The organism is Mesorhizobium sp. 1M-11, assembly GCF_001303895.1.
GTDB lineage: Bacteria > Pseudomonadota > Alphaproteobacteria > Rhizobiales > Rhizobiaceae > Mesorhizobium.
In genome coordinates, this window is sequence record NZ_LJSD01000062.1 from 18,050 (window position 1) to 30,754 (window position 12,705).

At 61.7% G+C, this 12,705-nt stretch carries 9 protein-coding genes; 5 read left to right on the forward strand and 4 right to left on the reverse strand.

Going from position 1 to position 12,705, the window contains the following annotated elements; all coding sequences use genetic code 11:
• Positions 1 to 151: 151 nt before the first annotated feature.
• Positions 152 to 2,605, reverse strand: a complete 2,454-nt coding sequence (locus tag AO692_RS26545) for a penicillin-binding protein 1A (protein WP_054313070.1) — start codon at positions 2,603 to 2,605, stop codon at positions 152 to 154.
• 320 nt (positions 2,606 to 2,925) lie between these two features.
• On the reverse strand, positions 2,926 to 4,176 hold the full coding sequence (locus tag AO692_RS26550; protein WP_054313071.1) for an N-acetylmuramoyl-L-alanine amidase: 1,251 nt from the start codon (positions 4,174 to 4,176) through the stop codon (positions 2,926 to 2,928).
• 642 nt (positions 4,177 to 4,818) lie between these two features.
• Between AO692_RS26550 and AO692_RS26555 the strand changes: the two genes are divergently transcribed.
• Positions 4,819 to 7,635, forward strand: a complete 2,817-nt coding sequence (locus tag AO692_RS26555; protein WP_054313072.1) for a ribonuclease E/G — start codon at positions 4,819 to 4,821, stop codon at positions 7,633 to 7,635.
• 98 nt (positions 7,636 to 7,733) lie between these two features.
• Here AO692_RS26555 and AO692_RS26560 read toward each other — a convergent pair whose 3' ends face one another.
• Positions 7,734 to 7,970 carry a DUF378 domain-containing protein gene (locus AO692_RS26560; protein WP_054313073.1) on the reverse strand — a complete coding sequence of 79 codons (237 nt, stop codon included), beginning with the start codon at positions 7,968 to 7,970 and terminating at the stop codon, positions 7,734 to 7,736.
• 103 nt (positions 7,971 to 8,073) lie between these two features.
• On the reverse strand, positions 8,074 to 9,222 hold the full coding sequence (locus tag AO692_RS26565; protein WP_054313074.1) for an aminotransferase class I/II-fold pyridoxal phosphate-dependent enzyme: 1,149 nt from the start codon (positions 9,220 to 9,222) through the stop codon (positions 8,074 to 8,076).
• Between the two features lie 153 nt (positions 9,223 to 9,375).
• On the opposite strand from AO692_RS26565, the gene AO692_RS26570 reads away from it, so the two are divergent.
• From AO692_RS26570 to accB, 4 genes are all read left to right on the forward strand, one after another.
• Positions 9,376 to 10,779: a M48 family metalloprotease gene (locus AO692_RS26570; RefSeq protein ID WP_082407574.1), complete on the forward strand. Its 1,404-nt coding sequence runs from the start codon at positions 9,376 to 9,378 to the stop codon at positions 10,777 to 10,779.
• Positions 10,780 to 10,840: 61 nt separating this feature from the next.
• Positions 10,841 to 11,611, forward strand: coding sequence for a DsbA family protein (locus tag AO692_RS26575; RefSeq protein WP_054313076.1), 771 nt, complete (start codon positions 10,841 to 10,843; stop codon positions 11,609 to 11,611).
• Between the two features lie 162 nt (positions 11,612 to 11,773).
• Positions 11,774 to 12,208, forward strand: a complete 435-nt coding sequence (aroQ, locus tag AO692_RS26580; RefSeq protein ID WP_054313077.1) for a type II 3-dehydroquinate dehydratase — start codon at positions 11,774 to 11,776, stop codon at positions 12,206 to 12,208.
• A 28-nt stretch (positions 12,209 to 12,236) separates the two neighbouring features.
• Positions 12,237 to 12,701: an acetyl-CoA carboxylase biotin carboxyl carrier protein gene (gene accB / locus AO692_RS26585; protein ID WP_054313078.1), complete on the forward strand. Its 465-nt coding sequence runs from the start codon at positions 12,237 to 12,239 to the stop codon at positions 12,699 to 12,701.
• Positions 12,702 to 12,705: the final 4 nt, after the last annotated feature.

The window sequence follows — 12,705 nt, forward strand, 5'->3', positions numbered from 1 at the left end:
GATTGAGATTCGAGCGATGTCCGCCGCAGATGACGGCTCACTCCGCATGAATCTCAAACGCCCAAGTTGGCGCGATACATAGGCATCGCTCTGCTGCCTGTAAAGCGAAATGGGCCGACACAAGGCCGGCCCATTTGCAACTTTGATCTGATCAGTAGAGGCCGCCGCCGCCGGATTGGATCGCTTGCGAAGCCTGTGGCGAAAGCCCAGTCCCGGGACCGTTCGAACCGTCCGACCCCATACCGATGACCCAGTAGCTGTCGGCCGGGCCAGTGCCGGGCTTGAAAGCTTCCATGATCGTGTTGGAGTCGCCCTCGTTGGCGCGCATGCCTGTCTTGCGGTTGATCGCGACCAAGGTCATGCCTTCCGGCACCTTGAATTCGATCTTCGGCTGGCCGACCAGCGCCTCGCGCATCATGTCCTTGAAGATCGGTGCCGCGAGACCACCACCGGTAATACCCTTGCCGAGCGGCTTGGGCTGGTCATAACCGAGATAGAGACCGACTAGCAGGTTCGGCGTGAAGCCGATGAACCAGGCGTCCTTCTCGTCGTTGGTCGTGCCGGTCTTGCCAGCCATCGGGTAGCCGAGTTCGGCGACGGTGGCGCCGGTGCCGCGCTTGATCACGCCCTCCATCATGGAAGTGATCTGGTACGCCGTCATCGGGTCCAGCACCTGCTCGGAATTGTCGGTCAATTCCGGCTCGGGCTGGTTTTTCCATTCGGTTGCGTTGCAGTTCTCGCAGGTGCGTTCGTCCTGACGGAATACCGTTTTGCCGTAACGATCCTGGATGCGGTCGATGACCGACGGTTTGATCGACTTGCCGCCGTTGGCCATGATCGCATAGGCAGAGACCATCCGCATGACGGTGGTTTCACCCGAGCCGAGCGCCATCGGCAGGTACGGCGCCAGTTTGTCATAGACGCCGAAGCGCTCGGCATATTCCGCCACCAGCTTCATGCCCATGTCATTGGCCAGACGGACGGTCATCAGGTTACGCGAACGCTCGATGCCGTTGCGCAGTGTCGACGGACCGGCCGAGTTGCCGTCATAGTTCTTCGGCGTCCAGGTGGTGTTGCCGGACTGGATGGTGATCGGGCCGTCCATGATGACGGAGGCAGGTGTATAGCCGTTGTCCAACGCTGCCGCATAGACGATTGGCTTGAACGACGAACCGGGCTGGCGCATCGCCTGGGTGGCGCGATTGAATTCGGAGGCCGCGTAAGAGAAGCCTCCAACCATCGCAAGCACGCGGCCGGTGTGCGGGTCCATGGCGACGAGGCCGCCCTCGACCTGTGGCACCTGGCGCAGCAGATAGTCGGAACCGCTGTCCCCCTTCCTCTGGACGAAGATGACATCGCCAGCCTTCAGGACTTCTGCCGGGGACTTCGCCTTCAGGGTCTTGTCATCCTGCTTGTAGCGCATCGCCCAGCTCATATCCTCGCGCGATACCGTGCCCTCGACACGATCCTTGACGATGTCGCCGGAAGCTTCGCGATCCGGCTGCAGGCCGATCGACAGGCCCTCGCTGGAGCTGTCGAGCACAACGGCGAGCGTCCATTCCGGTACATCGCCCAGTCCTTTGACGGCGCCCAGGGCCGGCCCCCAATCACCGGACACGTCGATATGCGTGATAGGACCGCGATAGCCGCGCAGCGTGTCGAATTTCATCAAGCCGCTCTGCATCGCCTTGCGGGCGAACAGCTGCAGCTTGGGGTCGAGCGTGGTGCGGACGGAAAGGCCGCCTTCATACAGCGCATTCTCGCCATAGCGGGCGATGATCTGGCGGCGGACTTCCTCGGTGAAATATTCGCCGGCGAAAAGGTAAGTGCCGTTGCGGCGCGGCTTGACGCCGAGAGGCTCTGCCTTGGCCTTGACGCCCTCTTCCCTGGTCACGTAGCCATTGTCAACCATCTGGTCGATCACCCAGTTGCGACGCTCGATGGCGCGCTCGGTGTGGCGGAAAGGGTGATAGTTGGATGGGCCGCGCGGCAGCGCTGCGAGATAGGCAGCCTCCGCCACCGTCAGTTCGTTGACCGACTTGTCGAAATAGGTAAGCGCGGCGCCCGCGACGCCATAGGCGTTCAGGCCGAAGAAGATTTCGTTGAGATAGAGTTCAAGGATACGATCCTTGGAATAGGCCTGCTCGATGCGGAAGGCGAGGATCGCTTCCTTGATCTTGCGGTCGATCGTCTGGTCGGCGGAGAGCAGGAAGTTCTTTGCCACCTGCTGGGTGATGGTGGAAGCGCCGACCGGGCGACGCGAACCCCAGTTCTGCACGTTGACGATGATGGCGCGGCCAAGGCCGGTGATGTCGATGCCGGGATGCGAATAGAAATTCTTGTCTTCGGCCGACAGGAAGGCTGCCTTGACGCGGTCAGGTACAGCCTGGATCGGCAGATAGAGGCGACGCTCGCGGGCATACTCGGCCATCAGCGCACCATCGGAAGCATGGATGCGGGTGGTGACCGGCGGCTCGTATTTGGCCAGAACCTCGTAGTCCGGCAGTTCCTTGGCCAGATTACCGACATAGATTGCGACGACCGCGGCGGCCAGCAAAGCCAGCATCGTGCCGATGCCGAAAAAATAGCCGATAAGACGAATCATGCCCACTCCAGTCCGTGGCCCGGGATTTCCCTAGCGCATGGCCCCGGAAATCGGAATCGATTTCGCCGGCGCTCCTGCGCTTCTTTACATACGCTACGGCGATCCTGGCGTACTGCCGCGCACGAGAACGCCATAAACGATACTGCCTGCCACGCAAGGCTCGGGACCACCCGGCCGTTCGCCACCCTTTGTCGTGGCGATGTGGACAAATTGCGGCAACCGCAAATTTCCTGGCCAATTGGCCAAAACATTAGCACCCGATGTTGTCGGGGCGCAACGCCGCCAAAGGTGAACGGAAGCGCGCGCCTGCGCGGGCAGGCCTACCCTCCCGCGTTCATCCGCGATGCCGCGAAAGTCGAAACCGCCTTGCTGATGCTCTCAGCCGCCTTGCCACGCCATTCCGGATTGGTGAGTTGGGCCTCGTCCTTGGCGTTGGACAGATAGCCCAGTTCGACCAGAACCGAAGGAACATCCGGTGCCTTCAGCACGCGAAATCCGGCGAAACGGTGGGGATTATTGATCAGGCCGACGCTTGTCGCGAGCTCACCGACCAGCGTCTGCGCAAAGCTCATCGAGAAGGAATGGGTCTCGCGGCGGATCAAGTCGATCAGGATGTCGGTGACTTCCTGGCTGTCTTCCTTGATCTCCATGCCCGCGAACTGATCGGACAGGTTCTCGCGATCGGCCAGCGCCTGCGCCTCCGGATCCGAGGCCTTGTCGGATACCGTGTAGACCGTGGCGCCACGAATGCCCTTCAAGCGAATGGTGTCGGCATGGATCGAAATGAACAGATTGGCGCCGCGCTGCCTGGCGATGCGTACGCGATCGTCCAGGCGCAGGAACGTGTCATCCTCGCGAGTGAGCGAGATCTCATATTTGCCTTCGGCGGAAAGCCTGTCGCGCAGTTCCTTTGCGAAGGCGAGCGTGACGTTCTTTTCGACCGTGCCGTTCAGCCCCTCCGCTCCACCGTCGACACCGCCATGGCCGGGATCAATGACGATGGTGAATTTGTGGGAGGTTACCGCCGGCACGGGCTTGGCCAGACGCTCGCGCTTGTCTGGAGAAACCGTCGAGGCCGTGGTGACTGCCTGGTCGGCGAGAGCAGCGTCGAACTCGCGATCTGAAACGGCCGAAATATCGAGTGCCATGCGATAGCCGGAACCGTCTTCATTTTTAAGGACATCCAGCTTGTCGACACGGAACGGCCCCTTGCTGATCAGGATCAACCGGGAAGCCCCTGCCTCGATCTGGCCGTAGCGCACGCTTTTGACCAACCCGCGCGCCTTCAGGTCCTTGGCGCTGAAAGCCAGTTTGGAGTTCGGCACGTCGATGACCAGACGATGCGGGCCGCGCAACAGGAACCAGCGCGGATCGGGCTCACGGTCGAAATCGACAACGACGCGCATTTTGGTGGCGTCGCCCGCCATCTTGTAGCCGGTCGCCGCCAGCGGGACTTCGGCAGCGTGCGCTATTGCCGGCAAGATCAGGCTCGCAAACACGACGAACAGTGCGCAACACAATACGCCTACCCAGCCGCCGAGCCTCTTGTTCGTGGTTGCCTTCAGCCCCATCTCAGTTCCAGTCGCTGCCGATTCATCGAACCGGCCCGGTTGTTTGATCGAAGACGCGCTTAAGCGGTAAACTCGATTAACGATTGGTATCCAGAGAAGGTTAACCAAGCCTTTTCAAGTGCGATTTCGCTGACGGAACGGCCCTTTGCCGGCATGGAAATCGGGGTTGCCTTCCTACGCGTCAAATCATAAAAGCGATGGTGGGTCACTGCAATCCTAGGACCACCTTTCCCCTCAGCTTTGTGCTGGGCCCGGGTGAGAGGCAAAGGTTTTCGCCAAGGCGGCGGGAATGCAGGTGATCGAGACGATTTTCGCAGTCACTTACCCGAGGCGGGGGAAATGACTGCGGCAGGAAAACGGCAAGGGTTGCACCGCGCCGGCTCTACAGGAGCAAAACAAGCTGGTCCGGTTTTTCTTCCGGGCTTAGGTTCAAAAAGGTCCGTTCGGTTTTGACGGTTTCAGGAATTATAATGGAAAGGTCCGCATTCAACCGCGCCAACATGGCTGCGGGCGGCACCGCCATCGCCCTGAAGCGGCCCACGGCGGACGCACAAATGTCCGGCACTCACGCACAAACAGCATCACGGCAGCGGGCATTGCCCCGTCGGCCGCGACTGGCGGCTGCCGGGAGGAAACATAATAATGCCCAACAAGATGCTAATCGACGCCTCCCACCAGGAGGAAACACGCGTAGTCGTTGTTCGCGGTAACCGCATCGAAGAATTCGACTTCGAATCGCAAGACAAGAAACAGCTAAAAGGCAACATCTATCTCGCTCGCGTCACGCGGGTTGAGCCGTCGCTGCAAGCGGCCTTCGTGGAATATGGTGGCAACCGCCACGGCTTCCTGGCCTTCAGCGAAATCCATCCCGACTACTACCAGATCCCGGTCGCCGACCGTCAGGCGCTGCTGCGCGCCGAGGCCCAGGAAGCCGAAGACGACGAGGATGACGAGAACGGTGATGGCGGCGAAGAACGCCAGGAACGCAATCGCGGGCGGCGCGGCCGCCGTCGTGGCCGCAATCGCGATCGTGGCGAACGCAAGCGTGATGCTGCTGCCAGCGAGGACGGTGAAACGGGTGACGAGGCAGTAGCAGCCGACGAAGGCGCCGAAGCTGTTGAAAGCCTCGAATCAAACGACGACAGCGATGCTGACGAAGGTTCCAAGGGTGGCTCGATCGCGGCCAGCGTCGAGGTCGACGTGATCTCGGAAGAGGTCGAAGTCGCACGGGAAAGCGGTGAAGAACAGCCCCATACCGCCCGAGACAACAACAGCGACGAGACAGCACCTCCGGCGGATGCCGACCGCGGCACGCTGGAGGAAGTCCCCTCCTCCCATTCCGACGACCACGAGATCGAGTCGGTCGGCGCAGAGGACGCGCTGGAGGAAATCCGCGATCGTCGCAGACCGGTGCGCAAGCAGTACAAGATCCAGGAGGTCATCAAGCGCCGCCAGATCCTGCTGGTCCAGGTCGTCAAGGAAGAGCGTGGCAACAAGGGCGCGGCACTGACCACCTATCTGTCGCTCGCCGGCCGCTATTCCGTTCTGATGCCCAACACCGCCCGTGGTGGAGGTATCTCACGCAAGATCACCAACGCACAGGACCGCAAGCGGCTGAAGGAAGTGGTTGCTGACCTCGAAGTGCCGCAGGGCATGGGCGTGATCCTCCGCACCGCCGGTGAAAGCCGTACCAAGGCCGAGATCAAGCGCGACTACGAATATCTCATGCGGCTGTGGGAGAATGTCCGCAACCTGACGCTCAAATCCACTGCGCCGGCGCTGGTCTACGAAGAAGGCTCACTGATCAAGCGTTCGGTGCGGGATCTCTACAATAAGGAAATCGACGAGATCCTGGTGGCGGGCGAAGACGGTTATCGCGAGGCCAAGGACTTCATGCGCATGCTGATGCCCAGCCATGCCAAGATGGTCCAGCCTTACCGCGACACGTCGCCAATCTTCGCGCGCAACGGCATCGAGGCACAGCTCGACAAGATGTTGCAACCGCAGGTGACGCTGAAGAGCGGTGGCTATCTGATCATCAACCAGACCGAGGCGCTGGTTTCCATCGACGTGAACTCGGGCCGTTCGACGCGCGAGCATTCGATCGAAGACACCGCGTTGCAGACCAATCTGGAGGCGGCCGAGGAAGTCGCCCGCCAGTTGAGGCTGCGCGATCTCGCCGGCCTGATCGTCATCGACTTCATCGACATGGAGGAGAATCGGAACAACCGGGCGGTCGAGAAAAAGCTGAAGGATTGCCTAAAGAACGATCGCGCCCGCATCCAGGTCGGCCGCATCTCGCATTTCGGTCTCATGGAGATGAGCCGCCAGCGCATCCGCGCCAGCGTGCTGGAATCGACCATGAAGCCTTGCCCGCATTGCGGCGGCACCGGTCATGTCCGCTCCGATTCCTCCGTCGCGCTGCTTGTCGTGCGCGCCATCGAGGAATTCCTGCTCAAGGATTCGCGCAGCCACATCACAGTGCGCACGCCGGCGGCAACCGCGCTCTACGTGCTCAACCACAAGCGTTCGACGCTGGTCGAATTGGAAACCCGCTTTGGCCTGACGATCACCGTCGAGGCTGACGAAACAGTCGGCTCTCAGCACTATTCCATCGTGCGCGGCGCAATCGCCGAGAAGCCGGAAGGCTTCGTCGAAATGAAGCCGCAGCCGATCCCGGTCGAACCCGAAGAGCCGGAAGACGAGATCATCGTCGAGGACGAGGAAGAGACCGAAGAGGAACAGCCTCGTCAGGAACAGCAGGCGCGCGAGGGCGACAGCCAGCGCGACCGCAAGCGCCGCCGGCGCAGACGCCGTCGCGGCGGCCGTGATCGTGACCAGGCCGCCCCTGAAGCAGAGGGCGACGATGGTGTCGCGGCAGCCGATGCCGAGGCTGGCGAAGAGAGCGATGCGGATGATGCCGTCGCTGAGGCCGCTGCAGTCGAGACCACTGCTGCAGACGAGAGCGATGACGAGCCTGCCAAGAAGCGCCGACGGGGCAAGCGCGGCGGCAAGCGCAGCCGCAAGGAAGACGGCGAAACCGCCGAGGATACGGTCGACGCTGTCGCAGTCGATAGTGAGACCGTAGTCGCCGAAGCCGTTGCCGAAGTGCCGTCGGCCGAGCCGGAGGCGGCGCCTGCTCCAGAAGAGGCTCCGGCCGAGAAGCCGAAGAAACCGCGCCGCACCGCAAAGTCGAAGAAGGCTGAGGCTGCTGCTGCCGAAGCAGCCACGGCGGAGGTTGCAACCGAAGCACCGGCCGACATCGTCATCGAGGCGGCGCCGGTAGTCGCGAAGGATGCCCCGGCCGGGAAGAAACCACGCGCTTCACGCCGCAAGGCCGCCAGCGCGGAAACTTCCGCAGCACCAGTCGTTTCCTCCACGGCTACAGCGGAAGCTGAAGAAGTCAGTGAAGAAAAGCCGAAGCGTGCCGGCTGGTGGCAGCGCAAGGGTTTCTTCTGAGGCAGCAAGTCGGCCCCGGCGGAAAAACCGTCGGACCGTGAGTTTCGAATGAAAAAAGCGGCGGCACCTGTGCCGCCGCTTTTTCGTCCTGGAGGACTTTAGTGATGGCGGATATGACGTTCCGCCGAAACCTCACCTTCGCTGAAGGCCTGCACGAACGGCATGAGCTGCCATACGGCCGAAAGGCCGATGATGACAGAGACCAGCCGGGCGAGCGGGGTGCCAGTACCTCCGAACAGCGTTCCGAGGACGTCATAGCCCACAGCGCCCATAACCAGCCAGTTCAGGCCGCCAATGATGATCAGGACGAGGGTGACAAGGTTCATGGCGCGCATTGATGCCTCCATGGATTGTGCCTAACGTTAAAAACGCGATCTGACCCAGCCGGTTCCCGCAATCGCGAAATCGTGAAGAGCATGAGGGTGTTGCTACCCTTGCCTATTTCAGCCAGCGCTCCAGTCGCACCATTGCCTCGACCATATCGTCATGGCTGCCAGCGTACGAAAAGCGCATATAACGATGGCCCTGCAACGGATCGAAGTCGCGGCCCGGCGTGGCCGCGACATGAGCTTCCGCCAGCATCTTGCCAGCGAATGCCATGCTGTCGTTGGTGAGGCGCGAGACATCGCAGAAGGCATAGAATGCGCCATCCATCGGGGCGGCCAGTGCAAAACCGAGTTCTGGCAGGCGCTTCATCAGCAATTCGCGGTTCCAGGCATAACGCGCCTTCACCGCGTCCAGCTCCTTGGTCGCCTTGAACGCCTCGATGGCCGCCACCTGAGAGAGTTCCGGCGCCGAAATGTAGAGGCTCTGTGCGATGCGCTCGATAGGTCTCACCAGTTCTTCCGGCAACACCATCCAGCCGATGCGCCAGCCGGTCATGCAATAATATTTGGAGAAGGAATTGATCACCGTGACGTCGCGACCGAAGGCCAGCGCAGTGGTGTCGGGCGCGCCATAGGCTAGCCGATGGTAAATCTCATCGGAGATCACCGCTATGCCGAGCCTATCCGCCGTTTCGATCAGCGCCTTTAGCGCTTCGACGGGAATGACCGCTCCGGTCGGATTGGCAGGGCTGGCGAACAACACGCCCTTCAGTGGTTTCTCGGCATGGGCGCTGGCCAGATGTTCGGCGTGCAGATAGGCAGCACCCTCCAGTTCGATCTCCACCACCTCGATGCCGAGGGCTGCCATGATGTTGCGGTAGGCCGGATAGCCGGGCGCAGCGATGGCGACGCGGTCGCCGGCATCGAACATGGCGAGGAAGGCCAGATTGAAAGCGGCGGAAGACCCTGTCGTGACGGCGATGCGCTCCGGCGCGACTTCGATTTGATAATGGTCGCTGTAGTGGGCCGCAATCGCACGGCGCAACTCGGCAAGCCCAAGTGCATCGGTATAGCCAATGCGGCCGGCCTTCAACGCCGCGGCCGCGGCGTCGCGCACGATGACAGGCGCCGGGTCCGATGGCTGGCCGACTGCCATGGAAATCACCGGCACGCCTTCGGCCTTCAGCCTGTTGGCGCCAGCCAGAACATCCATGGCATGGAACGGCTCGACGTCTCCGCGCCGTGACACTGAAACAACCATTCTTGGCGAAACTCCTGTTAACCACGCCCGCCATCCGCGTCCGGCTGCCGGACTGCGCCGCACAATTGCCCGATTGATGGGGATCACAAGTTCAGCAAGTTTTCGCGCGCCGGCTTTTCATCGTCAACCGCCTCGTCTACCAGTGTACGCATCATGTTGAGCTTTTCACGCCCCGGACAGACGATCGCAAGGACCGCGCGTACGCTGGCGACACTGGCGCTCGGCGCTGCCATCGCTGTCACCGGCACTGTCGGCGCCCTCGCCCAGAACGTGCCGGTCGTGCGCGATGCCGAGATCGAAGCGCTGGTGCGTGACTATGCCATGCCGATCTTCAAGGCGGCCGGCCTTTCCAATGCCCGCATCCAGATCGTGCTGGTTAACGACCCGAGCTTCAACGCCTTTGTCGCCGGCCGCCGTGTTTTCATCAACACCGGTACGCTGATGCAGGCCGAGACGCCGAACGAGGTAATCGGCGTTCTGGCGCACGAAACCGGACACATCGCAGGTGGCCACCAGCAAAGGCTGCGAGAGCAGTTGGAACGCGCCAAGACTATGGCCATCGTCGCCGGCCTGCTCGGCGCCGGCGCCCTGGTGGCGGGTGCAGCCAGCAACAGCAAGGGGCTTGCGGGCGCCGGCATGGGGCTCGCCACCGGAGGCACCGAGTTGGCGCAGCGTTCACTGCTCGCCTATCAACGCGGCGAGGAAATGACGGCGGACCGTTCAGCCATCACCTATCTCAATGCCACCGGCCAGTCGGGTGCCGGCATGCTGAAGACCTTCCAGCGGTTCCAGAGCGCGCTGTCGCTGTCAGGCGCACGCGTCGACCCTTACCGTGTCAGCCACCCGATGCCGCAGGAACGTATCTCGAACCTGCAGGACCTTGTCAGCAAGAGCCCCTATCTCGACGCCAAGGACCCAGCTTCTTTGCAGCAGCGCCACAACATGATGCGCGTCAAGATAGCCGCCTTCACGCAAGGTCAGGCGGCGACGTCGCGACTTCTGCGCAAGAATCCCGATCCGGTTGCCGTTCAGTATGGCGAAGCGATCTCGAATTATCTCAACGGCAATCCGAGCTCGGCGCTTGCCAAGACCGACGCGATGATCAAATCCCAACCCAAGAACCCCTATCTCCAGGAGTTGCGCGGCGACATCCTGATGAAGATCAACAAACCAAAGGAAGCGGCCTCCACTTACGCCAAGGCAGTCAAGCTCGATCCAGCGAAATCGGGACTTCTTTCCGTCTCCTATGGCCAGGCACTGCTTGCCCAGCGCACGCCGGAAACCTTGAAACAGGCTATCACGCAAATCTCCAACGGCCTCGAGCGCGACCGCGAGAATGCGGGCGGCTACCGCTTCCTGGCGCAGGCTTATGGCGAGCTTGGCGATATCGGCAAGGCCGAGCTGGCGACCGCCGAAGGTTATTATTACCAAGGCGCCACCAAGGACGCCAAGATCTTCGCCATGCGTGCGCAGAAACTGCTGAAACCCGGTGAACCGGCCTGGGTGCGCGCTCAGGACATCATCGGCGCCAAGGCGCCGACCAAGAAATCGAACTGAAGACGGCAAGACGGCGGAGATCATCCCAGCCGCAGCCCATGACAGGCAAAGGAAGACGACCATGAACAAGGCCTATCTGCTCAGCACCGCCGGAGCGGTCATCGCCTTCGCCGCCGTCACCTTCGGCTTCACGGCTGGCGATACTCGTCCGGCGCTTGCCGATACCAAGCTCGACCGTGCCCAGGTCGAGGAGATCGTGCGCGACTACCTTCTGAAGAACCCGGAAATCCTGCTCGAGGTGCAGGATGCCCTGGAGACCAAGCAGAAGGAGGAGCAGAAGCTCGCCGCTACCGGCGTCATCAAGGAAAACAAGGACGAGATCTTCAACGCCTCCTACGACACCGTCGTCGGCAATCCCAAGGGCAAGATCACGATCGTCGAGTTCTATGATTACAATTGCGGCTTCTGCAAACGCGCCATGACGGACATGGCGGAACTCACCAAGGCCAATCCCGATCTGCGCTTCGTTTTGAAGGAATTCCCGATCCTTGGACCGGACTCCCAGAAGGCGCATGTCGTCTCGCAGGCGTTCCAGAAGCTGATGCCCGAGAAGGCGGGCGAGTTCCATCTCGAACTGCTGGGCGGTCAGACCCGTGCTACCGAGGACACCGCCATCAAGATCGCGCTGCAGCTCGGCGCCGACGAGGCGAAGCTGCGCGAGGCGATGAAGGATCCGGCAATCATGGAGCGCTTCGCCAAGACCTACGACCTCGCCAACAAGCTTGCCATTACCGGAACCCCCTCTTACGTCATCGGCAATGAGGTGGTGTTCGGCGCACTTGGCGCGGATGTTCTGACCGAAAAGATCAAAGCCGCGAAGCCCACGCTTTAAGCTTCCCGGAAACCGAATGCCGGACTTGACCAGGTCAAGCCCGGCAAACCGGCGCTGTGGACAGGCCAAGAACGCACTTGCGCTCTTTTCGCGGCCGGTTATGCCCATTATAGAGGTCCGGCGCCCCGGCAATGTTCGGCGCGGGGATAAAGGTAGCCATTTTTGAAAACGGTTTTCGTCCTCAACGGTCCCAACCTCAATATGCTCGGCAAGCGCGAGCCGTCGATCTATGGCGACAAGACGCTGGACGACATCGCGGCCGACTGTGTGAAGGCAGGCAAGGATCTGGGGCTGACTGTGGATTTCCGTCAGTCGAACCATGAGGGCCATCTGGTCGACTGGATCCAGGAAGCGGGCGAGGCCGCTGCTGGCGTCATCATCAATGCCGGCGCCTACACCCACACCTCAATCGCTATCCACGACGCCATCCGGGGTGTCGCCCCGTTGCCGGTCGTGGAAGTGCATCTTTCCAACATCCACGCGCGCGAGCCGTTCCGACATGTGTCGCGGATCGCACCGCACGCCGTGGGCATGATCTGCGGCTTCGGGCCGCTTGGCTACACGCTGGCGCTGCAGGCGCTCGCCGCCCGCATCTGAAATGGGCGGACAACAAGAAGGGTCGGACATGACGACGAAAAAGAACGGTGTTGACCAGCAGCTGATCCGCGATCTCGCGGGCATCCTGAACGACACCAACCTGACCGAAATCGAGGTCGAACTCGGCGATCTGAAGCTGCGTGTTTCGCGCCATGCGCCGGCTGTGCATGCGGTAGCGGCACCCGCTCCGATCATCGCTGCCGCGCCACAGGCCGCCGCAGCGACGGCGCCGGCCGCACCGAGCGCAGCGGAAGCGGCCAAGAATGCCGTGCCGTCACCGATGGTCGGCACCGCCTACCTCGCCCCCTCGCCGGACGCCAAGCAGTTCGTGGAAATCGGTCAGAAGGTGAAGGAAGGCCAGACGCTGCTGATCATCGAAGCCATGAAGACGATGAACCAGATTCCCTCGCCGCGCGCCGGCACCGTTACGGCGATCCTGGTCGAGGACGCGCAGCCGGTCGAATACGGAATGCCGCTCGTCGTGATCGAATAAGGCG